Raw genomic sequence first — 26,277 nt, 5'->3', positions numbered from 1 at the left:
ATTTCCGGTGAGGAAATTCATTTTTAATCTTTTCTGTTTTTTACCAGCAGCCAGCTTGTGTATTTTATCGAAATATTGGTTCCAAACTCTGTCCAGCTTATGATATACCAGTAGGTGGCTGTGTATACATGCCTTCCTCCAACTTTTCCGTCCCAGATATATCGGTTGGTAGGGGTTCCTCTGAAAACTTCCGCTCCGTACCGGTCAAAGATCCTGAACTCAAGATTGTCATTGGTCATCAAAGCCGAATAATCTATATCATCATTGTGTCCGTCTGAGTTGGGAGTAATGGTATTGATCAAATTGATGATCACAAAGGCTTTTGTAATGGTATCGCAGTTTTTGGAATCTCTTACATATGCTGTATGATTTCCTCTCGGAACGTTATAGAAAACATTGGAACTCTGCCAGATAACTCCGTCTAAAGAATACTCATAAGGAGGAGTACCTCCACTTGCCCCTATGGTGACAGTAGATCCGTTAATTTCAATTGAAGTGATAGCCGGCAGAGGAGATTGGGTAACATTCACGTTTTGCCTGTAAACACATCCGTTAAAAGTAAGGTCTACCCAATAGTTTCCTATGGGAACACCGGTGATGGAGGACGTAGTAGCTCCCGTACTCCACAGATAGCTCTCAAATCCCGGGCCCGCATCCAGAGTGGTAACTGCATTGGAACATATGATCAGGTCTTTTAGCAGATCAGATTTTTTCGGGGTTTTAATATTAATGCGTATTGATCCCACTTCAGGACAGATGCCCGGCTTTTCAAAACGGATATATATGGTTTGGGAATTGTTGATGCTGACAGGGTTGGTAAGCGGACTTACATCATTCTGGGCATCAGCCAGGCTGGCATGGAAACTTGTAGTAACGTTAGGATCTATTGTAAACTGATTCATGAACAACAGGAGATCCACAAGCTTAATTCCATCCAGATCATCATCGCAAATATTTTGAGTAACCGAAGCGACGATCAAGGGTATTTTACCTCCTATACTAAAGGTTAAAGGTTTGATGACAGTGGCACAGCCATCCGGAGAATCAACTCTTATATAAATAGTGGTCGTTGCAGTATAGCTCCAGTTATTAGGAAGCGTATTCGCATTTCCTGCATTAGCATCGCCAAGATTGGCATAATATCTTACATTAGTAAAGTATGCCGGGTTATTAAGGACAATAGGGGTAATGTTTGAAAGGGTAATATTGACGATCCCGTCTAAATTATCGTCACAGAAGACCCCATTGTAATTATCCAGTACGATGGCCAGATTATATAAACTAAGAGTGATCTGGGCAATGCTTTTACACCCAAGAGTATTTTTTACCACAGCATATACGATGGTTCCGTTAGGAGCTGTATAAGCCGTAGAAGTAGTTATAAGAGCTGCCACATTTTCGGTTTGTGCATCGGCCAGGGTGGGATAGTAGGTAATGGTTACAGGAGAATTGTTGGTAACATTAGCTGTAGTCAGATCAAAAGTCCCTTGTCCGTTGATGTTACAGGCATTGAGGGTAACATTGGTAACAGTGATAGACTGTATATTGATGGTTACGGTTACAGTCTCACAGTCCGGAAAAACAGGGTCATCTCCGCAGAACGAGTATACGAAAGTATCAATTCCAGATGTTCCGGGGTTAGTAACAGTATAGGTGATTACACCGGTAGCAGCATCTACGGTAGCAGTTCCTAAGGTCGGACCCGTAGTCACGGCAATGGTTGAGATAACCGGGGTCTGTGAGGAATTGCTGAAAGCAGGTGTAATGGTCTGGCTGGTACATATGTTATAGGTTGCAGTACTCTGTTTTGTACAGTTGAGTACTTTAAACTGTTCGGTAATTAGAGGAGCACAGCTTCCCATCGTTACAGAGCAGGTATAAAAACCAGGCTGTATGGGAGTAAAAGAGGCTCCCGTGGCTCCCGGAATAAGTATACCGTTCCTATACCATTGATAGGAGTCATAAATAACAGGATCTACGGTAAGCACAATTCCCGGCACGCAATCTCCTCCTGATTTTAGAATAACGGGCTGGGTAGGAAATCCGGCAAAAAAGCCTCCGTATCCTACAGCATCACTCCCTGCATTGATCCCGGCGGTAATGGCTTTGCTGGAAACAATGGTAAGTGTTCCTGCTACATTTGGGATCCCATACGTAACCCAGTTGTTGGTTCCGGTCATATTAAAAGGACCCGTATTGGCAGGCGGAACAGCTCCGTTTACTGTAACAATGGCTCCTTTTTCAGTGATAAGGTTTAATTTGGTAGGAATATTTAAAATACCGGAAGGGTTGTTATTGGAATGGACGAAATTTTCATCAATAAGGCCCAGTTCATTAATTTGTTTTGGCAGATAGCAGTTGAGGGCCGGAATAAAATTGAATCCCCCTGTTGCTACTTCATTTCCCGTAGCAGAGCCTCCGGCCAGCATCTGGTAAACGTAAGCATTTTTAGAGGTTTTTACATACAGGTTATAGTGTCCGCTTCCCTGCAGCAGATACTTGGTGTCCGGAATCACAAAATACTGTCCTGTATTTAAGGTGGCTACGGGAGGTATTTCATTATTGACGAAAATCTTGGTGTCATCTTCTGTAGCAATAACCAAAGCTCCTTCCATTTTGGAACCAATATTCCCATTCCCTTTTACAAGGGCAAATTCATTCCCTAATCTTTCTATGGGTACAGCCTGGTCCATCAGGATATCGGAACTTGTAGGGTGGTTTCCGGCGTATTGACCGTTAAAATTACCATTGGTAACATTTACAGGTTTATTGGCAGTGATCTTAGCTCCTATAAAACCATCAAAATTGGCATTGATGTTTCCCAGACCATCCATAATATAAGACTGACCTTTATTGAGAGTAAAAGTCATTGTTGGATTGGTCGTTCCGGTAGTCCCGTTTGAAAACTGAACGGCAGGATTGTATCCTGATATGGTAACCGTGGTATTATCTTCAGTTGCCAGCACGCTGGTCATGAAATTTAGGATAAAATTGTTGACCGTAAGCGGAGCATTAGCAGCATGAAAGTTTTTTCCGGTGGAAGAAATTCCTTTGGAGGTTATGATTTCCGCGTGATTGAATACCGAAAACCTTAAGTTGGCATAAAACGGAAATTCAGCTTGCACATACAATCCCTTTGTAGTTGGAGTAAACAGATCCGTCTGCTGTGTTGTGATAATGTATTCCCGCAATACGTCAAATTTCTGGGGATTGTTTTTACTGATCGTTACCGTACCGATCAAAATATTATTGTTATAAATATTTACCGGAAAAGGAGTGGTCCTGTTGGTAGACAAATAAAGTTTCTGGTAAGGATTGGGATTGCTTGTCCTGTCTATCATTGGTGCAAACCAATGTTCCCTGTCCAACTGGGCAAATGTGGACATGAAAATATAAAATATAAATAGAAAAGATAGAAATTTCTTCATTCAGTGCTGACTTTTATCACAAATTTAATAATAAAAAGTAGTAATGCCTTGAAAAAGTAATAAAAAAACCACGATTTCAAATCGTGGTTTTTATAAGGTATGTTAAAAATATTATTCTCTGTTTTTAACCATGATCCAGCCGGTATATTTTATGGCTGTCTGTTTACCGTTTGGCTCGATCCAGCCCAGTTCATACCAGTAGTTTCCGGTAGATACTCTTTTAGTTCCGTTGGTTGTTCCATCCCATTTATAGCCGTTCGACTTATCAGCCTGATGGATCTTGCTGCCGTATCGGTCAAAAATATTGAAGACTAAATTATTCTTGGTCGATAAGGCGGAGTAATCAATATAATCATTGATACCATCTGCATTTGGAGTGATCACGTTGATCAGGTTCGGAATGGTGATCTGAACATCGATAGGCTCACAGTCATAAGCGTCTTTCACATATATTCTTCCTTCGCCTCTCGGTACCTCCGTAAATATGTTGGAATCCTGCCAGTTGATATTATCCATTGAATATCTGTAAGGATCTGTTCCGCCTACTACACTTACTGTTACGGTCGTATTGGTAATATCCACATTTGAAATCACAGGCTGTTCAGCCGGATAAACCTTTACCGTTTGGGTGGTAGTACAATCTCCTGTTTTCAGTTTTACCCAATAGGTACCTACCGTAACACCGTTGATAGCCTGGGTAGTTGCCCCTGTACTCCATAAGTAGGCATTAAATCCAGGACCTGCATCCAGAGTGGTTTTATCTTCGATACAGATGATCTTATCTTCCAGAACATTAGATTTCACAGGTGGGAATACCACAAGGGTGATCTCGGCAACTTTAAAACATCCGTTGGCATTAATAACCTTTACATAGGCTACTCCAGTTGGGGCTATATATGTAGCCGGGTTTGGAATCTGGTTGGTTCCGTTTACGGCGTCCGTAGGTGACGGGTAATATTCTTTTGTAACTCCCGGTTCTGAAGTTACAGTAGCTACCGTAAGATTAAATAATCCGGTAGCGGGATTGTCTTCCAAGAAGCAGGTTCTTAGAGTTGCATTATTGACAACCGGGCTTGCAGAAACTGTTAGATTTAAAGTTACCTCTTCACAATCAATAAATTCAGGAGCATTTCCGCAGAATTTATAAACAATCTTGTCCGGCCCGAAGTAGGAGAAGTTGGGTGTATAATTAATAACTCCTGTTACAGGGTCTATTGTTGCAGTCCCATTGGTAGGTGGTGTAACGATCGTTACGGTACCCGGCACATAGGTTTGGGTAGAACTGGTGAACTCAGGGACAATAGCCTGATATCCTTCACAAACGGTCAGGGCTTTTGTACTTTTCCGCAGACATGTGAATACCTTATACACCGGTGTTGTTTCAGGAAGACAGCTTCCTACGGTAATAGTCACCGTATAATTACCTGCCTGTGTAGGTGTATAAGAGTTGCTTGTGGCTCCCGGAATAGGATTACCGTTCAGGAACCATTGGTAAGTATCGTAACTGTCATCCACTTCCAATACAATTCCCGGGATACATTCCCCAGTCTGTTTGGCAATTAAAGGAATAGAGGAGAAACCAGCAAAATAACCTCCGTAACCTGCCGTACTGTATCCTCCGTTTACCCCTGCGGTTACTGCTTTATTAGAGGTTATCGTAACGTTTCCGGTAATTCCCTGGATAGCATAGGTTACCCATTGACTATTCCCGGTAAGAGGGAAAGGTCCCTGTGCCGCAGTAGGAGTTACGCCATTTACCGTTACGGCAGCTCCCACTTCTGTTAAAATATTAAGTTTTAAAGTTATCGCTGAGGTAATGCCCGGCATTTCATTGATCTTACCGATTTCATCAATTTTCCTAGGTAAAAAACAGTTTAATGGTGGGATATAATTGTAACCTCCAGTATTATTAGCAGAGCCGGCGCCTACCAGCTGATATAAATAGGCATTTTTAGTAGTATGTACAAAAATATTGGAATGTCCTGCTCCCTGGCTGATATACGAATTCGCTAAGATCCTGTAAAAGTCTCCTTCCCCAAGAGTAGCAACAGGTGTTGCACCGTCATTAAGATAAACTTCAGTGTTGTTTTCAGTGGCAATCACAAGCCCGCCTTCCATATTGGCAGTACTGGTAGAGATACTTTTTACCATGGCAAACTCGTTTCCGAGACGATCTAAAGGAACAGACTGGTCCATAATAAGGTCAGATCCGTCCGAAGAAGTTGTAGTGGCATAAAACCCGTTGGCATTACCATTGGTAACTGAAATAGGTTTAGTAGCTACAATTTTAGCTCCTATAAATCCGGTACTGTTGGCCGTGATATTTCCTAAGCCTGCAAGGATATAGGATTGCCCTTTATTTAAACTCACCGTAAGGGTAAGAGGTGTTGGAGTAGGCACATTCACAAAAAGTACATTAGGATCATACCCTGAGATGGTAACAGTGGTATTGTCCTCCGTAGCCATGATCCCTGTCGTGAAATTATTTGAAGAGGAACTGACTGTCATTGGCGTATAAGCCGTATAAAATTGAGTTCCGATACCAGCCTTGCCTTTACTGGTTATAATTTCCCCGTGAGCACTCTGGGCAGCTCTTAAGCTACAGAAATAAGGCTTATCCCCTTTGGTATAAACCCCGATGTTGGTAGGGGTGGCGGCACTTGAAGCTGCTGAGGTCTGGATAGCTGCGGCTCCTAAAGTAAATGTCTGAGGAGAACCTTTACTGATGGTTACTGTGCCGATGACAACATTATTGCTATAAATTTTTACCTCAAACGGAGTTGTAGAATCCGTTGAAAAGTAAAGTGCATGGCTATATCCTGTAGTAGAGGAATAATAGGGCGCAAACCAGTGATCTGTATCTCTTTGAGCAAAGAGCGTATTAAAAGACAGTAAAATTAATAAAAACGAGAGTAGAAGTTTTTTCATATAGGAAAATTAGGATTTTTGCAAAAATAAAAGAATATTTAATATGTTTTTAAAATAATTTGGAAAAAAATTAACAAACTAATAAAAAACCACGATTTGAAATCGTGGTTTTTTATTAGTTTGTTAAAAATATTATTCTCTGTTCTTTACTAAGATCCAGCCGGTGTATTTAATTGGCGTTTTTTCCTTGTTAGGTTCAGTCCAATTCATATGGAACCAATAAGTTCCGGTAATGATTTTCTTGTTAGCGTGTCTTCCGTCCCACTTATAATTGTTGAATTTATCTCCGGTGAATATCTTATTACCATATCGGTCGTAGATCACGAAGCTAAGGTCACCTTTATAGGCTAGTTCGGTATAGTCAATAACATCATTAACGTTGTCCCCGTTCGGAGTGATAGCATTGATCAGATTAGGGACCGTAATTTCAACAGATATTGGGGTACAATCATAAGCATCTTTTACATAGAATGTATGCTGGCCTCTTGAAAGACCCGTAAATACATTGGAATCCTGCCAGTTTGTTGTTCCGTCTACAGCATACTTATAAGGAGCCTTTCCTCCTTCTACAATCACTGTGGCTGTATTATTGGCGATTTCTATCTGGTTAATTACCGGATCCGGTGCTTTTTTCACATATATGGTTTGCTTGATAAAGCATCCGTTGTTACCAAGGACAACCGAATATTCTCCCACACTTACTCCCTGAAGAGACTGGGTTGTCGCTCCGGTATTCCATTGATAAGACTGATATCCGGCTCCGGCATCCAGGGTTGTTCTGTCATCTATACAGATATCCTGATCAACCAGAAGAGGAGATTTTTTAATAGGAATAGCAATCAGTTCAATTTTTGCATTGTCGGTACATCCTTCCGATGTTGAAACTTTTACATATACAAAGCCTCCTGCTGACGGATAGTTTTCAGGATGTGAGATCTGATTGGTTCCCACATTCAGGTCATTAAGAGTAGGGTAATATTTCTTAATTACCGGATCAAGATTCGTAACGTCTGCACTAGTCAGGTCGAAATAAGCATATGGATCATTGTCATACTGGCAAGCCTTTAATACGGCATCATTAACCTCAAAAGGAACTACGGTCATATTTAATGTTACCTGTTCGCAGTCGATGAACTCAGCTGCATTTCCGCAGAATTTGTACACAAGCTGATCAGTACCTACTGAATTGGGCACATAAGTAATTGCTCCCGTTGTTGGATTTACGGTAGCAGTTCCGTTGGTAGGTGGAGTAATGATGGTTACGGTTCCGGGAACCGGAGTCTGGGTAGACGAGCTGAATGTAGGGGTAATAATCTTAGTAGAACAGGCGGTCATGGTTGACGTGGTGTACTTAACACAAGAATAGACCTTATAAATAGGTGTTGTCTCGGCCTGGCATGTTCCCATTGTTACTTTCACAGTATAATCTCCTGCCTGGGTAGGAGTATAGACATGAGTAGTGGCTCCCGAAATGGCTGTGCCGTTTAAATACCATTGATAGGTTTCATAACTGTCATCCACTTCCAATACAATTCCCGGAACACAATCTCCGGTTTGTTTTGAAATGACAGGGATTGAAGAAAATCCTGCAAAATATCCCCCGTACCCTGCGGTGCTGTATCCTCCGTTGATACCGGCTGTTACAGCTTTTGTAGAGAAAATGGTTATATCACCTGTTATTCCTTCTATAGCATAGGTCTCCCACTGGGTATTACCTGTTAGAGGAAAAGGTCCCTGTGCGGCTGTAGGCGGAGTACCATTTACGGTAACGGTAGCTCCGGCTTCGGTCACGATATTTAATTTCAAAGTAATGCCACTGGTAATATTGGGCATTTCATTGATTTTCCCAATCTCGTCAATTCTTCTTGGTAAGAAACAGTTTAGCGGTGGTATATAGTTGAAACCGCAGGTGTTATTAGCAGAGCCTACTGCTACAAACTGATACAGGTATACTTTCTTAGAAGTAGAGATCAGCATGTTATAATGCCCGCTTCCTGCAGTCTGTTCAACATAATTACTTTCATTGACCCTATACCATTGCCCTGTATTAATGGTAGCTATCGCCGTAGTTCCTCCGTTTACAAATATTTGTGTATTATCTTCTGTAGCTACAATAATTCCTCCTTCCATATTCTCGCTTGGGGCAGTGGATCTGGTTTTCACTATGGCAAAAGTGCTTCCAAGCCTTTCTACCGGGACCGACTGGTCCAAGACAGCATCCGATCCGGTGGATCCGCCTATTCCAAAGTTACCGTTACAACTTCCGTTAGTAACAGTTATCGGCTTGTCTGCTGCTACTTTGGCGCCTATGAAACCGGTTAAGTTTGCTGCTGAGGCAGCACTGTTACCTGCGAAAAGAAAAGACTGTCCTTTATTTAATGTAAATGTATGGGAGTTTCCGGTCGGTGTTCCACCAAGAAATACTAATCCGGCAGTATTCCAGGATACGGTTACATTGGTATTGTCCTCCGTAGCCATGATCCCTGCAGTATAATTATAACTACCGCCTGGGCTGTTAGGAGGGGCGACTACATGGAATAATTTACCGATACCTGCTTTTCCTTTACTTGTTATAATTTCGCCATGGGCACTTTGTGCTAATCTCAGGCTGCAATAAAAAGGTTTGTCTGCTTTTAAATACAGCCCTTTGCTGATTACCTGAAAAGCATCGGTCGCAGTAGAAGTGCCTGCTATTAGATCATCGTCAATATTGACCCTCTGAGGATTTCCTTTACTAATGATAATCGTTGCAGGAACAGTAGTTACCGGAAGATTATTGTTATAGATCTTTACCTCAAACGGGGTTGTGGAATCAGTGGATAAATATAATGCATGATTATACCCTGATGTAGAAGCATAATATGGCGCAATCCAGTGTTCAGTATCCCTTTGTGCAAAGAGCGTATTAATCGTGAGAAAAACTAATACTAAACTAAGTAGAAATCTTTTCATATGTATGGAGTTAGGATTTCTACAAAATTAAAATAATATTTGAAATATTGTTAATAAATTATAAAGAAAATTAAAAAATTACTCTCTATTCTTAATTAAAATCCATCCGGAATACGAAACTGGTAATTTGGTATCGGGCTCTGTCCACCTTAGCAGATACCAGTAAGCGCCTGTAGGAAGATTTCTTCCGCCGGACTTCCCGTCCCAGGAATAGTTCTTGTTTGCTGACCTGTAAACCATTGCTCCATATCTGTCTACAACCTCTATACTTACGTCCTGTTTTATTCTCAGGTCGGAATAATTAAGCACATCATTAATTCCGTCACCGTTAGGAGTTATTGCATTGATCAGGTTTAAGATCAAAAACTCTTTGGTGACAGGCATACAGCCATCAGAACCTAAAACATATACTTTGTGTATGCCTCTTGTTAACCCAACAAAAATATTGGAAGATTGAAAATCAATACCATTTAACGAATACTGGTAAGGCGGTGTCCCTCCCGAGACATGAATAATGGCATCGGAACCTGAAGTTTCAATTTTAGTGATCGTCGGAGCCTGAGCTGTTGTTACATTGACGTATTGACGATAAATACACCCGTTAAAACCTAAGTCTACATAATAATTTCCTGCTCCGGCAAGGATGCTTTGCGTAGTGGCTCCGGTACTCCATAAATACGATATGAAGTCGGGACCTGCGTCAAGAGTTGCTTTCTCTCCGGGGCACACTACCTGATCACGTAAAGTGTCGGATTTTTTAGGAGATTTCAAAACCAGGGTCAGCACCCCTGTGTTCGGGCATGCCGTATTGCTTGTAAATCTTATATAATAGGTTCCTGTTGTTTGCAGGATCTGGGTGGCGGGTATTGCGGCAGTCCCGGTTTGGGCATTGGCTAATGTTGCATAAAAAGTTAAACTTACGCCAGGGTCGGCAGTGAATAAATTCTTATAATCATTAAGGAATACATTCTCAGAACCGCTGAGGTCATTGTCACATACCGTTGCGTTGGCATTACCGGTCAGTAAAGTAATTTTATTTCCGATCTTGAAATCTATCTGTCCGAAAACCGTAGGGCATTCATTTGGGCTGATGGGATCTACTCTTACATATACCGTCGTATTGGCTGTATAGGTCCAGTTAATGGGTAAATTGCTGTTGTTGCCTGCATTGGCATCTGCCTGGCTCAGGTAATACCTTACATTGAAGCTCGCAGAATTATTGACGATCTGAGGAGTAACGTTATTAAAATTTACATTAATGATCCCGTCAAAATTATCATCACAAAGGCTGGCATTGAAGTTATTGACATTGATATTGGGTGACGGGGTGGTAGTCAATGTGATCTGTGCTGTTTTAGAACATCCGTAAGAAGACGTTACATTAGCGTAGACCATTCCCGCAGGGCTGGTATAAGCTGCAGGTGTTGCAATGGGGCCTGTTAAATTGGCATTGGTGAAATAAGTGACTGTAGTTCCGGTATCCGGAGTCACATTGGCGTTGGTCAGATTGAAAGTACCATTGCCGTTTACGTCGATGCAGGATGACAGAGAAGCATTGGAGATCTGTAATACGTCAATATTGAGGATGATCTTAAAATATTCGAAATCAGCAGGGTTTCCGTTTCCTTCTATGTAATATACAAAAGAATCCGTAGTGTCTGCTGTAAGTCCCGGATTGGGAGTATAGGTAATCTGTCCTGTTGTGGGATTTACCGTTACAGTTCCTGATGTTGGCTGCGCAACGATATTCGTATGCGAAGGATCTATTGATTGTGTGGATGCTGTGAAAACCGGAGAGATCACTTTTGTATTACAGGAACCTATGCTAAATGTTGTCGTAGTGATAGGAGGACATAAGGTATAATTATAAGGATTTGTAAGCTTAGACTCGCAATTGTTTTTAGTGATCAGACAGGTATAAGCTCCGGCTCCATACAATTCAGGATTGATGGAGTATGAAGTTGCTCCCGGAATAGGGTTTCCATTGAGATACCACTGGTAGCTGTCATAGGTGTTATCCACCTCAAGCAGTAGTCCCGCGTAACAATCCCCGGTCTTGGAAATAGCAGGAACAGATGAGAATCCTGCAAAATAGCCCCCGTAACCTACGGCGCCACTCCCTGCTGCAATTCCTGCTGTTACGGATTTGGTGGAATTTACTGTAATATTTCCGGTGACATTAGGCACAGAGTAACTTACCCAATTAGGGTTTCCGGTAACGGGATAAGGCCCGTTAATAGTAGCAATTGGGATTCCGTTCAGGGTTACCGTAGCTCCCGTTTGGGTAATAATATTAAGTTTTGTATTAAAAGATTGCGGGCCGATGGTATCGATAAAGCCTATTTCATCAATTTTATTAGGCAGGAAGCAGCTTAAGGGAGGAATGTAATTGAATCCGCCCGTAGGATATTCATTTCCACCGGAAACCCCTGCCAATAGCTGGTAAACATAAATATTCTTTGTGGATGAAATACCCATGTTGTAATTGTTGTTTCCCTGGTTAACATAACTGCTGCTTGGGATCATATAATATTGCCCTGCATTCAGAGTAATCCCGGTATTTACCCCATTAATAGTAAGCGGGGTACTGTTCTCGGCTGCAATCACGAGTACTGTTTCCATCTCAGAAGAAATGGAGCCGTTTCCTTTTACAACTACAAAATCTTTACCTAATCTTTCCACCGGAACGGCCTGATCCATTAAAATATCATTATTGGTAAGATTCAGGGTCGTATAAATTCCGTTAAAGTTACCATTGGTTACCGAAATCGGTTTTGTGGATACAATTTTGGCACCTACCAGTCCGTCTAAATTATAAGGAGTATCTGTGCTTATAACATCCATTACGTATGACTGCCCTCTATTCAGGGTGAATGTTTTTGTAGGGGAGGAAGTTCCGTCCGAAAAAATAATATTGGGATCATAATCCGAGACTACAACAGACGTGTTGTCTTCTGTTGCGGTAATTCCTATGGTTGAGTTGATATAGTTGGCTGTGCCTGTAATAGGAGCCATTGCGGCATAAAAAGTAGTTCCAAGTCCGGCCAGCCCTTTGGAGGTAATGATTTCTGCATGATTGGTTATAGAGAACCTGTAATTCGCAAAGAATTTTTTAGGGCCTTTCACATATAATCCCATAGTATTGGGAGTGAACAGAAGAGAAGGATAAGCCAGCAGGAAAGTGCTTGGAATGCTTACCTGGGCAGGATTTCCCTTGGCGATCTGTACTGTGGTGTACACCGTATTATTATTATAGATCTGTACCGAAAACGGTGTGGTTTCATTGGTTGACAGGTATAAATAACTCTCCAGACTATTTGTACCTGCTCTGGCTGACATGGGCGCAAACCAATGTTCAGTATCCAATTGAGCATTTCCGAATAAACAGAAAACTGTAAAAATAATTGATAGAATTTTTTTCATGTGTTACTATAAGGGGAGCAAATGTAAGCATTAATAATCAATTTTTTACATAAAATTTCACGATGGAATTTTGGAATGCCGGATTGTGATATATTAAATATTTATGGAGATATGATCGATATTCGGAAATCCTGCCATACAACAAATGAATGTTTATAAATAAAAAATCCCGGTGAAAACTCACCGGGAATATTTCTGTGTGAAAGATCGTTTGGATTATGTAAGGCTTACTCTTACAAATCCTGTTACTTTCAGGTCTCCGTTTACAGATTTTACGTAATCGGCAACAGACTGGTTTCCGTCTTTAATGAAAGCCTGGTGTACCAATGTGTTTTCCTTGTAGAATTTCTGCATTTTACCTTTCAGAATATTGTCGATAATATTAGCTGGTTTTCCTTCTTTGGTAAGAAGTTCTCTTTCGATTTCCAATTCTTTGTCAATAGTTTCCTGAGAAACCATAGTTTCATCTAAAGCAATAGGATTCATGGCAGCTACCTGCATAGAAACAGCTTTAGCAGCTTCATCAGCTCCGTCTACTTTAGAAGAAAGAGAAGTAATAGAAGCAATTTTGTTTCCAGCGTGGATGTAAGCTCCTAAGAAAGGCCCTTCGATTCTTTCAAAAGCACCAATCTCTATTTTCTCACCGATAACTCCTGTCTGCTCAACCAACTTCTCCGCTACAGTGATCCCGTGGAAATCAGTAGCCAATAATTCTTCTTTATTGGCAGATACGATCGCCATTTCAGCCAATTCATAAGCTAGCTCAACGAAAGCTTCATTCTTAGCAACGAAATCAGTTTCGCAGTTTAAAGAAATGATTGCACCTAAAGTGTTATCTTCATTTACTCTTGCGATAACAGCTCCTTCGGTAGACTCCCTGTCAGCTCTGTTAGCAGCAACTTTTTGTCCTTTTTTTCTAAGGATCTCGATTGCTTTTTCGAAATCTCCTTCCGCTTCAACTAAAGCTTTTTTGCAGTCCATCATTCCTGCACCTGTTGTGTTTCTCAATTTTGCTACGTCTGCAGCAGCTGGTGTATAAGACATAATATTTATTATTTTTTTATTTAAAATTTAGTATTGATTTTTAGTTTAATTTTGAGCAGTGCAAAGATAATGATTTTAATGATAAACTAAAAAATGACTTTTCACGTTATTTAGTTATTTAATAATTTTTAAACATTTACCCGGATGAAAAAAATATTTGTTCTCTTATTTTTAAGCCTTTTTGCCCTGGGCTTTTCCCAGAAAAAGAAAAAATCCAAGACCAAAGCCATTGTTGAAAAAGAGACATTAATCATTTATACAGAAGCTGACGCCGAAAGTACCAAAGAAGCGAGAGTGATTGCAGGTTTCCTGAAACAAAATCCGGGACATGCGAAAACAGATTATTATAAGAAAAAGCTGATAGAGATCATCATGGCAGATAATTCTCCTGCTGCCAAGCCTACCATTACCCCTATGAGTAAAAAAGAAGTAGAGAAAATGGTTAATAATAATGAGCTGAACGGCTCAAAAACAATAGTATCGAACACGCCGGAAGCATCTATCCCCGAAAGAACAGTGAACTATGCAGGTGTAGGGAGCAGCAGTGCAGGAAAGAAAGCGGAGCCAAGCGAAAAAAATAAGAAAACTGCTGCAATGCTAACGCATATTTTTAATCATGATCCTATGGATAAGGAGGCCTATGTTAATATTAAGAACAGGTCGAAATGCAATTTAATTGTAAAAATAAGCGGTAAAAAATATTATAATCTGGATGTCCCTGCCAGCGGACAGAACTTTATCTTGGTCGATAAAGGTGAATATGTGCTGACAACTATGGTATGTGATGCTAAATATTCTTCCCTGAAAAAGATCAATAAGGATATCGAAATTGAATTGAATTTAAGAGACTAAATAAAAAAAGGTTAAGAAATTTTCTTAACCTTTTTTGTTTTTATCCTTTAAACTGTCCCATCGCAATAAATTTCTCCTGTCTTTGGGTCTCAAGTTCATGTCCTGTGAATTTGGAGAAAGCCTTGATATTCTGTAAGATTGAATTTTTCAGGCTTAAATAAGCTGCTTCCGGTTCATAATGAGCTCCGCCAAGTGGTTCTTCAATGATCCCGTCTATGAATTTCTCCCTTAGAGCATCTTTTGGGGTAAGGTTTAATGCATTGGCAGCATCTTCCTTGTGATCCCAGTTTCTCCATAAGATAGATGAACAGCTTTCCGGTGCAATTACGGTATACCAGGTATTTTCAAGCATGTACACTTTATTCCCAACACCTATTCCCAATGCTCCACCGCTGGCTCCTTCACCAATGATATAGGTAAAGATGGGGGTTTTAAGCTGCACCATTTCGAAAATATTTCTGGCGATCGCTTCTCCCTGTCCCCTTTCCTCAGCCTCGAGCCCCGGATAGGCTCCCGGAGTATCCACTAAAGTTACTACCGGAATATGGAATTTTTCAGCCAGTTTCATCAGCCTTAAAGCTTTTCTGTATCCTTCAGGATTCGGCATCCCGAATCTTCTGTACTGTCTTTCTTTGGTTGTTCTTCCTTTCTGTGTCCCTATGATCATCACTTTCTGACCATCAAGAGTGGCCAGACCGCCGATCAGGGCAGGGTCATCTGCGAAATTTCTGTCTCCGTGAAGTTCAAGGAAGCTCCCTTTATCCACCATACCGTTAATATAATCCAATGTATAAGGACGGTCCGGGTGACGGGAGAGCTGAACCCTCTGCCAGGGAGTAAGACTTCCATAGATCTCTTTCTTCTTCTCTACGATCTTATCCTCAATCTGGCTGCATGCTAATTTTACATCAACACCACTTTCTTCTCCTACTAAAGAACAGGTCTGGTACTGATCCATCAATTCTTTGATAGGAAGCTCGAAACTTAAATATTCCATTTCTTGAAGTAAATTAAATCTTTCAAATTTATGAAAAATAATGAGATTTTAGTTAAAATTATTTATCGCATTGTTTATTCGTGCGATACTTTCTTCTTTTCCAAGAAGTTCCAGAATATCCGGGACATCCGGGCCTTTCAGCTCGCCTACTAATGATAAACGAAGCGGCATCATTATTTTCCCCATTCCCAATCCTTTGTTTTCTGCAAAATCATGAACCGCCTGTTTTAAAGACTCGGAAGTAAACGTTTCAATTCCACTCAGCGTGACAGCTAATTCACCCAGAATTGCGGAAGTCTCTTCATTCCATGCTTTTTTGGAGGCTTTTTCATCATAAGCGACCGGAGCTTTGAAGAAAAACTGACTGTTTTCATAAATATCTTTAGGGAATGTCGCCCTTTCTTTCATCAGTTGAATGATCCTTAATAATTTCTCATCAGAAACACCGGACAGATCAATATCTGTATTTTTAAGGATCTGGAGAAGCTCTTCATCGGATTTCATTTGGATATACTGATGATTGAACCACTCTGCCTTCTCTTTGCTGAATCTTGCCCCGGCTTTATGAACTTTGTGAAGATCGAATTTCTTAGCCATTTCATCAAGAGAAAGAATTTCCTTATCATCTGCAGGAGACCAGCCTAATAAAGCAACCATATTGATAAAGGCTTCCGGAAGGTATCCGTTTTCTCTATATCCTTGTGAAAGGCTTCCGGTTGCAGGATCTTTGAAATCCAATGGAAATACAGGGAATCCGAATTTATCCCCGTCTCTTTTGCTTAATTTTCCTTTTCCTTCAGGCTTTAATATTAAAGAAAGATGGGCAAACTGAGGGGCATCCCAATCCATCGCTTCATATAATAAAGTATGAAGACCCAGAGAAGGCAGCCATTCTTCACCACGGATCACATGGGAGATCTCCATTTCATGATCATCGATGATATTGGCGAAATGATAGGTAGGCATCCCATCATTTTTTACCAGAACCTTATCATCTAAAGTATTGGTGTTCACAGAGAATTTTCCGCGTATAATATCTTCCAGGTTTAACGTTCTGTCAACCGGCATTTTGAATCTTACCACGTAAGGTGTTTTTTCGTCCAAAAGTTTCTGAACTTCCTCTTCGGAGAGAGCGATGCTGTTTTTCAACCGGTTTCTGGTCACGTTATCATAAGAGAAAACTTCTCCTCTGGCTTCAAACTCAGCACGGATAGCATCTAAATCTTCAGGAGTGTCAAAAGCAAGGTAAGCATAGTCCGTTTTCAGGATCTGCTCAGTATATCTGTCATAAATATCTCTTCTTTCAGATTGTCTGTAAGGGGCAAATTTTCCTCCTTTGGAAGGGCTTTCATCCGGAATGATACCGCACCATTCCAAGGCTTCTTCAATATATTCTTCAGCTCCCGCCACATATCTTGCCGTATCTGTATCTTCGATCCTTAATACAAATTCGCCACCCTGGTTTTTAGCAAAAAGATAATCATATAATGCGGTTCTTACGCCTCCCAAATGCAAAGGTCCTGTAGGACTTGGAGCAAAACGTACTCTTACTTTCTCCATTTTCTGTAAAAATTTTGGTGCAAATTTACTTAAAATTATGTGTTTTAAGGATGTTTAATGGTTGGGTTATTGGCTTTTTTGATCTTAATCTTTACATTTGTACCGATTAACAGCTTACATTATGTTAGAAATCGGAGAAAGACCCTGGGGGAAATATTATGTTCTGGCGGATGAATCCAATTATAAGTTAAAAAGAATTGAAGTGAATCCAGGGCAGAAGCTTTCCTATCAGTATCATCATAAAAGGCAGGAACAATGGACCATTATTGAAGGAGATGCCACGGTTGTGCTGAATGATAAGGAAATACAATTGTCTTACGGAGAAAGCATCTTTATTCCGCAGGGAGCAAAACATCGCATGATGAATCTTTCGGATAAACCGGTGGTCTTTATCGAGGTACAGACGGGAACGTACTTCGGGGAAGATGATATTGTAAGGATAGAGGATGAGTATGACAGAAGCTGAATCCTTTAACGGATCATAAATAAACCAAAGGCTGTATGAATATTTTCGTATAGCCTTATCTTTATAAAATGTATTTTTGCAGATAAACAAAGTTTCTGAGATCTGAATGAAAAAAGCAGTCTGTCTTTTTATAGTTGGAGAAAAGTATCAAAAAATGTATCAAAAGAGCAAAGCTCAGTTTGAAAATTACTCCAGGAAATGTGGGGCAGATCTTGTTATTCTTGATAAACCTTTGGATGAAAGCTTTCATCGCCCGCTTTTATCGCAGAAACTATTGATTCCATCTGCCTTACAGCAATATGATATAGCATTGTTCCTGGATCTGGATATTATCATTTCAGATCAGGCGCCATCCATATTTGATTATCTTCCTGAAGATAAATGTTTTGGAGCCGTTTTAGACCCGAGAGGGACTGAGGAGTTTAACAGAACATGGGGGCATATTCCAAGAATACTGGAAGAAACGAATGAGATCTATTTTACAGACCGCCATTTTGAAGCGGATCCTTTATTACAGGGAAGTATTAATGGGGGAGTATTTATTTTCAGACCTCGGAAAACGGCAGATATTTTTAGGGACTATTATTTTTCAGACCATAATCAGGGAGCATTGAATAGCTTTGAGGAAACGCCTTTTGCCTATTTTTCTCAGATCAATAATTGGTTTGAGGCTTTGCCGGCAGCATTTAATGTTCAGGTTTTGTATAAAATAAAAGGAACGGAGCGGGGAAATCAAATAGAGAATAGTGAAAAGAAACTTCCCGGTTTTTTCAAAAAGTATTATTATAAAAAAACGGGATATTGCTTTTATCCTACCCAAAAATACAGGAACTTCGTAAAAGATATAATTTCAGATAATTATTTCGTTCATTTTTCAGGTAATTATCCCATTGTTTATAAATAATTGATATGAGCTTTTTTTCCAATTTTCTGAGTCCTTCGAGAACTATTTCCTATGGCATCACCGTTAATGATGAGGTAAATGAGCTGAAGCATCTGCTGGATACCCTTATTCCTATGATTGATGAGGAGGATGAGATCATTGTTCTTCAGGATGTTACGCGTAAGAATAAAGAAGTGGCAGACCTTATCGAGACTTACGGCACGAAGATCATCAAAATAGAAGCTCAGCTGAATGGGGACTTTGCCTCATTCAAGAATAACCTGATCCGTCAGGCAAAATGTAAATATCTTTTCCAGATAGACGCAGACGAATATCCTGCAGCAGATCTTATTAAAAAGCTTAAGCCTTACCTGAAAAAAGAAAAAAGTGTGGAATGCTTTTTCGTTCCCCGCATCAATATCGTGGAAGGCATAACGGAAGAATATATCAAAAAAATGAACTGGAACATCAACCGGGAAGGCTATATCAACTTTCCGGATTACCAGCCGAGATTAATTAAGAACAACAAAAAAATATTCTGGAAAAATAAAGTGCATGAAACCTTCTACGGGTTCAAAAACTTTACCGAAATGCCCAAAGATTATGAAAGATGCCTCATTCATAAAAAGAACTTTGAGAAGCAGAAAAAACAGAATGATTTCTATGAAACGCTGGATTAGTCTTCCCAGAAATATTTCCTGTCTTTACCGGTAAGTTTATTTTTCAGATTCTTGATCTTGATCTTCCATTGAACGGGCTTTAAGCTTCTTATTTTTTCCAGTTTTTCTTTCAGGGTTTTAATTTCGAACTGTAAAAGGGTGGCTTCATTGGAACTGCTTTTAGAGAGGTTGGGCAGAATATCCTGATCTATGATTTTCAGTCTTTGATTTATTTTCTCACCTATGTTTGCCGGAGCAAGGAAATTCCTTACATCATCCTGTCCTTTTTTAGCAATTTTTCCTGCTAAGGATTTGTCATTATAAATTGTTGACATCAGTTCTGCTGCGTGGTCCGTATCCGGATCTGCCCAGATATCTTTATCCGTACTGCCAGAATACAGGTTTCCGGTTTTGATCAGATCATATTTTACAGGAAATGAATTATTGAGATTCATGAATTCCGTATTGGCGGAATAGGCGGTTGCGATCACCGGTTTTCCCAGATACATGGCTTCAGCCATCGTAAGCCCGAAACCTTCCGAACGGTGAAGGGAAACGAAGCTGTCACAGCAGTTGATCAGGCTGTACAGTTTGTCTTGATCCAGTATTTCTTCAATAAGGACAATGCTTTGATTGTCCCCGATCCTTTCGGTCAGACGCTGTTTTTGGGCAGGAAATTCTTTACTTATGGAGGTTTTTATCAATAGCAGAGTATCTGCATTGTTTTTACCGAAAGCTTTTTCATAAGCATCGATGGCTCCGATCGGGTTTTTCCGGTCTATGGAGCTGTGATAATCGAACATGGTCATGAAAATGAACTTATCTTCCGGAAGATTAAAATCCTTTCTGGTAAAAGGAGTATTCCCGATCTGTATGGAATGCATTATTTTGATGACAGGAACGGAAGAGACCTTAGACACGGCATCCGAGCAAAAGCTGCTGGGTACCCATATCTCATTAAAGAATCTGAGGAATGGTTTGGAGGCTTCCGGGAAATTTTCTAGCTCCCAGGCCCAGAATGCAATATTGTATTTGTCTTTAAAATATTCCGGAGAGACGTTGGCAAAAACTTCTCCCAGCATATCGGGATTGATCTGTACCAAATTAACAGGGTAAGGGTTTTCTCTGGAAATGCTGTTTTCAGTAGCCAATTCTCCGATGTTTTCAGAAATCTTAATATTGAAATCATTGACCGCAAAAGGAATTTGTGCAGCTTTCATCGCATTGATATTGGCTCTCACGGCAACACCTAAACCAAAAGCTTTGTTGATATATCCTGAAATATTTATCCCGAACTGAGTATTCATTATAATTGTCTTTTTCCTTTAATCTTGTCTGTTATACTTAGCATAAAAAATCCTAACGGAAATTTTTCTCTGAACTGTTTTTTATTTTCAATAAATAAGGCTTTTGCCCTTTCCGCATTGTTCTCAAATATGTCGTTCCATGCATCGGCATTTGCTGCAAGCATTTTATTTTTCTGATAGGAACCGGACAATCTTTTCAGTGCCGATTTATAAAAAGCAAAATCTTTAATATCCGGATCCATGGTATGCATGCTGATCATCCTTTTTTTTCTTTTTTCAGTATTGGGATAGAAAACGCCTCCCACCTGCTGCTTGTCATGAACCCTGTATTTAAAATACTTTTCATTAAGGATCTCAAATTTGTTCTGCGAGCTGGCGATCAAGGCGATCCATTCATCATGATGAAAGCCCTTTACTGAAGGAAAAGGAAGGATATCCTTTACAAATGTTTTTCTGATGGCCATTGAGGCTCCGGTTGCGATATTCCCTATAAAGGTAATATAATCAAAGTAATTCATGGGAGTTCCTTTTTGCCTCAATAGTTCGGGAACTTCCCAGATGGGAAATACATCCAGTATTTCGCTTTTCTCATTGATTCCGTATCCGTTTGAACATAGTACGGAGATCTCCGGATGTTCTGAGAAATATTCTAAGTACTTTTCTACTTTATTTCCGACCCATACATCATCCTGATCGCTCAGGAATATGATATCATGGCTGCAAAGAGAAACCGCTTTTTCAAAATTCTTTACGCTCCTAAGATTCGTTTCATTAATCTGGATCTTAAAGAGCTCCGGGAATTTTTTTTGATATTCGGATAAGATGGATGTTGTCTGGTCAGTCGAACCATCATCGCAGACTATGATCTCATCCACTTTAATGGTCTGATGGAGTATGGATTCAATCTGTTCCTTAAGAAATTTTTCACCGTTATAAGTACAGAGCGCAACTGATGTTTTCATTATGAATTTAATTTAAAAACCACATTTACCCAATGGTCCAGAGTATATTTATGGTAAATGCCTTCCGGGATACTTTCATAAGGCTGATCAAAAAAATCCTTGCTGAGGTTGGCACAGGTCTCATCTAAAACCAGAATATTATTAGGATTGTAAAAGTCATAATTTATGATCGCCTCATTATTGGTAATGATCTTTTTTTCCATAGCCATTGCCTCAAAAACTCTGAAACTCAATCCATACTGATTTTCCCGCATCAGATCCAGCAACGCTTTTGCATTCTGGTAATAATCCGGAAGCTGGGTGTGGCTGATCTTTTTCATGCTGAAAAGTATGGATAAATTTTCAGGAATCTGGATAAATAAATTTTTCAGCTGGTGTTTCCATGTTTTTTTACCGATGATCATGATCTGAAATTTCAGATTCAACATGGTCATCCTTTTGGCCAGCAGTTTTATGAACTGTACCCTTTTATTATCATACGATGTGATGTAGAAGACATCCATTTCAGGATATTGTTTTGCATCGGGCTGATAAGGAAGGTAAATATAATTGGTCAGCTTTTCGAAGCCGTGTTTTTCAATATCTGCGGCATCAAAGGAAAATATTTTGTCAAAAAGATATAATTTATCCTCTACCGGAAATCTTTCGAGGCTGTCATATAGATAAGTGATCAGCCTGCCGGTATATTTTTTCAGGGCTTCCAAAGTTGAAATATCAAACGTATCCGGATTTAGTACCAGGATTTGATCCTGATAGCCAAGCTCTTCCAATGAATCCAATACATACTGCTGCCGTTTTTCTTTTTTCAGGTTTTTATTTAAAAAGGTTTTACTTAAAGCATTCACGGCTCTTTCCTGAAAATTGGAATGTGTGACGTCTCCTATTTTGATGTGATGAGCATCAATACGTTTACTGCGCAATACATCTACAATGTATTGATCATATCCCCAGAAATCGAAACTAATGACACAAATCTTCATCCGACTAATTTTGTTCCTTTTTTAAAGATTCATAGGTTTCAAACACACTTAAAGACTGCAGATAGGAGAGCTGATAGCCTTCCTTCCCGTCTAAGATCCCAAGCCTCATGATATAAGCTTTGAAGAACTTGAATGCCGTTTTGGAATACTGGGTCAGAATACTGAATTTTTTTCCTTTCAGGGCCAGTTCTTTTCCTTTTAAAATTCCGTAATGAACCATTTTTTTCTTGTATGATTCATAGTCTGTAACGGAAAAATGAAGAAGTTTATTTTTAAGTTCTCCTATAGTACCATTCACCTGCAGGGTTTCATGAACTTTCTTTTCTGCAACATACCTTGCTTTCGATTTTCTGAAAAGCCTGAAGTTTTTATCCGTCTGCGTTCCTGAATAATGAACAGGTTTTCCGGCAAAAAAGAACTTCCTGTAGAAGTAATAAGCATCCTTTTTATCAGGCTTATTCAATTCTTTTATAATTTCCTGTCTTAAAGGCGGTGTAATTCTTTCATCGCCATCCAGGAACAATATCCAGTCGTTTTTTGCATGATCTAATGCCAGGTTTCTTTGCTGGGTAAAATCCTCAAAGGTATTCTGAATAATTTTTACACTAGGAAAAGTCCGGGCAATTTCCAAAGTTTTATCGGTGCTGAATGAATCCACGATAATAATTTCGTCACAAAAATCAAAACATCCGAGTATTTCCCGAATGTTTTTTTCTTCGTTATACGTTATGATCAAACCACTTACTTTATCAGTGAGTTCAGGCATGCTTATTTTTTGAAATCCAACACAGTTTTCTCAATAATCCTAACACAGTCCAGCAATTGGTCTTTGGTGATCACCAAAGGTGGAGCAAGTCTTATGATATTTCCATGAGTAGGTTTGGCAAGCAGTCCGTTTTCTTTTAACAGTAAGCAAAGCTCCCATGCTGTAGTACTTTCCGGAGTATCGTTGATTAAAATAGCGTTCAGCAAACCTTTTCCTCTTACTTTTGTAATAAGGCCAGTCCTTTCAATCAGTTTTTCAATTTCTGCTCTGAAGATCTGGCCTAAATGCTCAGCTCTTTCAGATAAATTTTCTTCTGAAACCACATCTAATGCCGCCGTTGCAACGGCACATGCCAGTGGGTTTCCTCCGAATGTTGAGCCATGCTGCCCCGGTTTGATCACATTCATAATGTTATCATTGGCCAAAACTGCTGACACAGGATACATCCCTCCTGAGAGAGCCTTTCCTAAGATTAAAATATCAGGCTGTACGTCTTCATGATGGCATGCGATCAGTTTTCCGGTTCTTGCGATCCCTGTCTGAACTTCATCTGCGATGAAAAGAACGTTATGTTTTTTACAAAGATCGGAAGCCGTTTTAAGAAATCCTTCGTCCGGAACATATACTCCGGCTTCTCCCTGTATAGGTTCTACTAAAAAGGCAGCAATATTCTGAGCTTCATTATTTAAAACTTCTTCCAAAGCGGCAATATCATTATAAGGGATCTTAACAAAGCCCGGTGTAAAAGGCCCGTAATTTTTATTGGCATCAGGATCGTTGGAGAAAGAAACAATAGTGGTGGTTCTTCCATGGAAATTGTTTTCGCAGACAATGATCTTAGCCGCATTTTCCGAAATCCCTTTTACCTCATAACTCCATTTTCTAGCCAGTTTTACTGCCGTTTCCACAGCTTCCGCCCCGGAATTCATGGGTAAAACCTTATCAAACCCGAAAAGGGAAGTGATCTTCTGTTCATATTCTCCCAGTTTTGAGTTGTAAAATGCTCTGGAAGTCAGGGCCAGCTTCTGTGCCTGATCTACCAATGCTCCTACAATTTTAGGGTGGGAGTGTCCCTGATTGACAGCAGAATAGGCAGAGAGAAAATCATAATATTTTTTTCCTTCCACGTCCCAGACAAAAACACCTTCCCCACGGTCTAAAACGACCGGAAGAGGATGATAATTATGTGCTCCGTGCTGGTCTTCAAGCTCAATAAAATACTGTGAATTTTTTACTGTTTCTACTGTAGACATAATATTCTTAGGTTTTTTACAAATTTAAGCATTATTAATCAGAAAATATAATTGGTGTATCGGACAATAAATAAAACTGTATTTTTACCATCATAATAAAGTTTTATAGGATGAAAAAAGGAGTATTGCTGATTTTGATGTTGTTTTTATTTTTAGGAAAAGCACAGGAGAAAAAATATATGCTTTTACAAAACGGAGACCTGATCATTTATAAAGATAAGGGAGATGGCAGCTTTGCTATGAATAACTATGTTTTCAGATACGGAAAACTTGAAACCAATTCTAATGTTTTCAAACCCTCAAATCAAAAAGAGATTGATGATTTTTACAATATGGTAATACCATTACAAAATGTGAAATCAGATCCGGTTACTGCGTTTAACGGATTTAAAAACAAAGTGTTTACGGTAAAAAATAAAAATGCAGAACATGAAAGTAGATATGTTTTTTATGGTAATCAATTATATTCTTCAACTGATTTTAGCGGTTATACGGAAGAGTTTCCGTTAATGTTGTACAATGGCTGGAAAAGCGAACAGGAAGAGCCGGTGAAATATTTGATTCATGAAATAGAAGGAATTACATTTTTTGCTGTTGATAATAAAATTTTTCCTTTTCAATTAAAAACCTTTTTTAACGATGTGTTTCCTGATTGTGAGGTTAAGCCTTCCAAAGTCAATTTTGCAAATCCCCAATTTTATGGAACTCTTAAGATTGAAAGCAAATCAATTCAAAAAGGAGATAATTATTTGGATTTTTATGGGGTCAATGATAATTTGGGAAATAATATCCTGCCTGTTAAATATCAGAAAATTATCATTACCACAGATGCTATTCTGGCTAAGGAAAACGGATATTGGTATTTCTATGATTTTTACGGATATAAGATCATGAAGACAGGATATAGGAAGATATTGCCTCTGAAGATTGAAGATCAAAACTATGAAAGTAATCCAAAAATAGAAACCAAAGGAATGCTGCAGTATGCAGTCCTGGAAAAGAATGAGCCGAAAATACTGGGCAGGATTTACGAAAATAATGAAAATTCGGAATTTATTTCATTATGGCGTGTTTATGACGTTTGTGGAACAAAAATGGGGAGCTGGAGTACAACACAGTCGCAGATAAGGTTAAAAGATAATGATGTCTCCATTTGGACGAAAACAGACCTGTACAATTCCAGGTTAATGGCAATAGAATCACTGAATGATCATGTGGTTTTTGAAAATAAGCAGATTTCTCATATAGGCGAACATATTGGGGTAATCGGATATCTTAATAAGATTGACAGTACCCAGTCTTTTGGAAAAATAGGGGACGGATTTGTGTATTTTGTGAAAACGAAGATAAACAACAAAGAAGGTTTATTGGGCTTAAAGCTTTCATGTTATGGGCAGGAGTGCTCAAAGTATATTGTAAGCCAGGAGAATTTTGTCAATAGCAATAATGATAAAAGCACCATACCTCAGTTCGATAAAATAGAAGATGTTATGTCTGATCTGCCTTTATTAACTTTCCAAGGGAATGATTATCAGGATTATTTTTATTTTCCTTTAGAAACCGATAATGCAAATAATAATCTTTACCCTCATATCTATTATAAGATAACGGATAATGGAAAGATGGCATTATATTCACCAAGATTGCAATATTTGATGTATGTTACTCCAAAATATAAAAGACTGGATGATCTGAAAAACCGTTTTTCACGTTTCGAAGATGAAAAAGGAAAATCCGGGTGGCTGAGTGAAGATGGTGAAGAATTTTACGATTTATAAAAAAACAAAAGCGGCTTCATATCGAAACCGCTTTTTATT

At 39.4% G+C, this 26,277-nt stretch carries 17 protein-coding genes; 5 read left to right on the top strand and 12 right to left on the bottom strand.

Annotated elements, in window-relative coordinates; all coding sequences use genetic code 11:
* Window positions 1-23 precede the first annotated feature (23 nt).
* The 5 genes from HNP38_RS14475 to tsf form a co-directional block, all read right to left on the bottom strand.
* Entirely contained in the window at window positions 24-3,428 is a 3,405-nt protein-coding gene (locus tag HNP38_RS14475) for a T9SS type B sorting domain-containing protein (protein ID WP_184190759.1), read from the bottom strand.
* 111 nt (window positions 3,429-3,539) lie between these two features.
* Complete coding sequence (locus tag HNP38_RS14470) at window positions 3,540-6,356, bottom strand: T9SS type B sorting domain-containing protein (protein WP_184190757.1); 2,817 nt, start codon at window positions 6,354-6,356, stop codon at window positions 3,540-3,542.
* A gap of 132 nt (window positions 6,357-6,488) precedes the next feature.
* Window positions 6,489-9,308: a T9SS type B sorting domain-containing protein gene (locus tag HNP38_RS14465; RefSeq protein ID WP_184190755.1), complete on the bottom strand. Its 2,820-nt coding sequence runs from the start codon at window positions 9,306-9,308 to the stop codon at window positions 6,489-6,491.
* 78 nt (window positions 9,309-9,386) lie between these two features.
* Entirely contained in the window at window positions 9,387-12,731 is a 3,345-nt protein-coding gene (locus HNP38_RS14460; RefSeq protein ID WP_184190753.1) for a T9SS type B sorting domain-containing protein, read from the bottom strand.
* A gap of 216 nt (window positions 12,732-12,947) precedes the next feature.
* On the bottom strand, window positions 12,948-13,775 hold the full coding sequence (tsf, locus tag HNP38_RS14455; RefSeq protein WP_184190751.1) for a translation elongation factor Ts: 828 nt from the start codon (window positions 13,773-13,775) through the stop codon (window positions 12,948-12,950).
* Window positions 13,776-13,919: 144 nt separating this feature from the next.
* Between tsf and HNP38_RS14450 the strand changes: the two genes are divergently transcribed.
* The gene (locus HNP38_RS14450) at window positions 13,920-14,627 is read left to right on the top strand and encodes a DUF6759 domain-containing protein (RefSeq protein ID WP_184190749.1); all 708 of its coding nucleotides are present in this window, start codon (window positions 13,920-13,922) and stop codon (window positions 14,625-14,627) included.
* Between the two features lie 40 nt (window positions 14,628-14,667).
* Here the strand turns inward: HNP38_RS14450 and HNP38_RS14445 are convergent, their stop codons facing one another.
* The gene (locus HNP38_RS14445) at window positions 14,668-15,624 is read right to left on the bottom strand and encodes an acetyl-CoA carboxylase carboxyltransferase subunit alpha (protein WP_184190747.1); all 957 of its coding nucleotides are present in this window, start codon (window positions 15,622-15,624) and stop codon (window positions 14,668-14,670) included.
* Between the two features lie 48 nt (window positions 15,625-15,672).
* Entirely contained in the window at window positions 15,673-17,184 is a 1,512-nt protein-coding gene (gltX, locus tag HNP38_RS14440; protein ID WP_184190745.1) for a glutamate--tRNA ligase, read from the bottom strand.
* A 121-nt stretch (window positions 17,185-17,305) separates the two neighbouring features.
* Here gltX and HNP38_RS14435 point away from each other — a divergent pair, with 121 nt between their 5' ends.
* From HNP38_RS14435 to HNP38_RS14425, 3 genes are all read left to right on the top strand, one after another.
* The gene (locus tag HNP38_RS14435) at window positions 17,306-17,650 is read left to right on the top strand and encodes a phosphomannose isomerase type II C-terminal cupin domain (RefSeq protein ID WP_184190743.1); all 345 of its coding nucleotides are present in this window, start codon (window positions 17,306-17,308) and stop codon (window positions 17,648-17,650) included.
* Window positions 17,651-17,804: 154 nt separating this feature from the next.
* Complete coding sequence (locus tag HNP38_RS14430; RefSeq protein WP_184190741.1) at window positions 17,805-18,554, top strand: hypothetical protein; 750 nt, start codon at window positions 17,805-17,807, stop codon at window positions 18,552-18,554.
* Between the two features lie 5 nt (window positions 18,555-18,559).
* Window positions 18,560-19,213, top strand: a complete 654-nt coding sequence (locus tag HNP38_RS14425) for a glycosyltransferase (RefSeq protein ID WP_184190739.1) — start codon at window positions 18,560-18,562, stop codon at window positions 19,211-19,213.
* Here HNP38_RS14425 and HNP38_RS14420 read toward each other — a convergent pair.
* The 5 genes from HNP38_RS14420 to rocD are packed head-to-tail and all read right to left on the bottom strand — an operon-like array spanning window position 19,210 to window position 24,460.
* Window positions 19,210-20,499: a glycosyltransferase gene (locus HNP38_RS14420; protein ID WP_184190737.1), complete on the bottom strand. Its 1,290-nt coding sequence runs from the start codon at window positions 20,497-20,499 to the stop codon at window positions 19,210-19,212. The genes HNP38_RS14425 and HNP38_RS14420 overlap by 4 nt on opposite strands.
* Window positions 20,499-21,461 (bottom strand): glycosyltransferase family 2 protein, encoded by a 963-nt coding sequence (locus HNP38_RS14415; protein WP_184190735.1) that lies wholly within the window; start codon window positions 21,459-21,461, stop codon window positions 20,499-20,501. The genes HNP38_RS14420 and HNP38_RS14415 overlap by 1 nt, the downstream gene beginning before the upstream one ends.
* Entirely contained in the window at window positions 21,461-22,441 is a 981-nt protein-coding gene (locus HNP38_RS14410; RefSeq protein WP_184190733.1) for a hypothetical protein, read from the bottom strand. Before HNP38_RS14410 ends, HNP38_RS14415 begins: the two co-directional genes overlap by 1 nt.
* A 4-nt stretch (window positions 22,442-22,445) precedes the next feature.
* Window positions 22,446-23,207 carry a glycosyltransferase family 2 protein gene (locus HNP38_RS14405; RefSeq protein ID WP_184190731.1) on the bottom strand — a complete coding sequence of 254 codons (762 nt, stop codon included), beginning with the start codon at window positions 23,205-23,207 and terminating at the stop codon, window positions 22,446-22,448.
* Between the two features lie 2 nt (window positions 23,208-23,209).
* Window positions 23,210-24,460, bottom strand: coding sequence for an ornithine--oxo-acid transaminase (gene rocD, locus HNP38_RS14400; RefSeq protein ID WP_184190729.1), 1,251 nt, complete (start codon window positions 24,458-24,460; stop codon window positions 23,210-23,212).
* A gap of 110 nt (window positions 24,461-24,570) precedes the next feature.
* Here rocD and HNP38_RS14395 point away from each other — a divergent pair, with 110 nt between their 5' ends.
* The gene (locus HNP38_RS14395) at window positions 24,571-26,238 is read left to right on the top strand and encodes a hypothetical protein (protein ID WP_184190727.1); all 1,668 of its coding nucleotides are present in this window, start codon (window positions 24,571-24,573) and stop codon (window positions 26,236-26,238) included.
* The last annotated feature ends 39 nt before the right edge of the window (window positions 26,239-26,277 follow it).

The sequence above is a fragment of the Chryseobacterium defluvii genome, from assembly GCF_014204415.1.
GTDB classification, from domain to species: Bacteria; Bacteroidota; Bacteroidia; order Flavobacteriales; family Weeksellaceae; genus Chryseobacterium; species Chryseobacterium defluvii_A.
The sequence above is the reverse complement of the archived record's forward strand: the minus strand, read 5'-3'. Positions and strand labels throughout refer to the sequence as shown.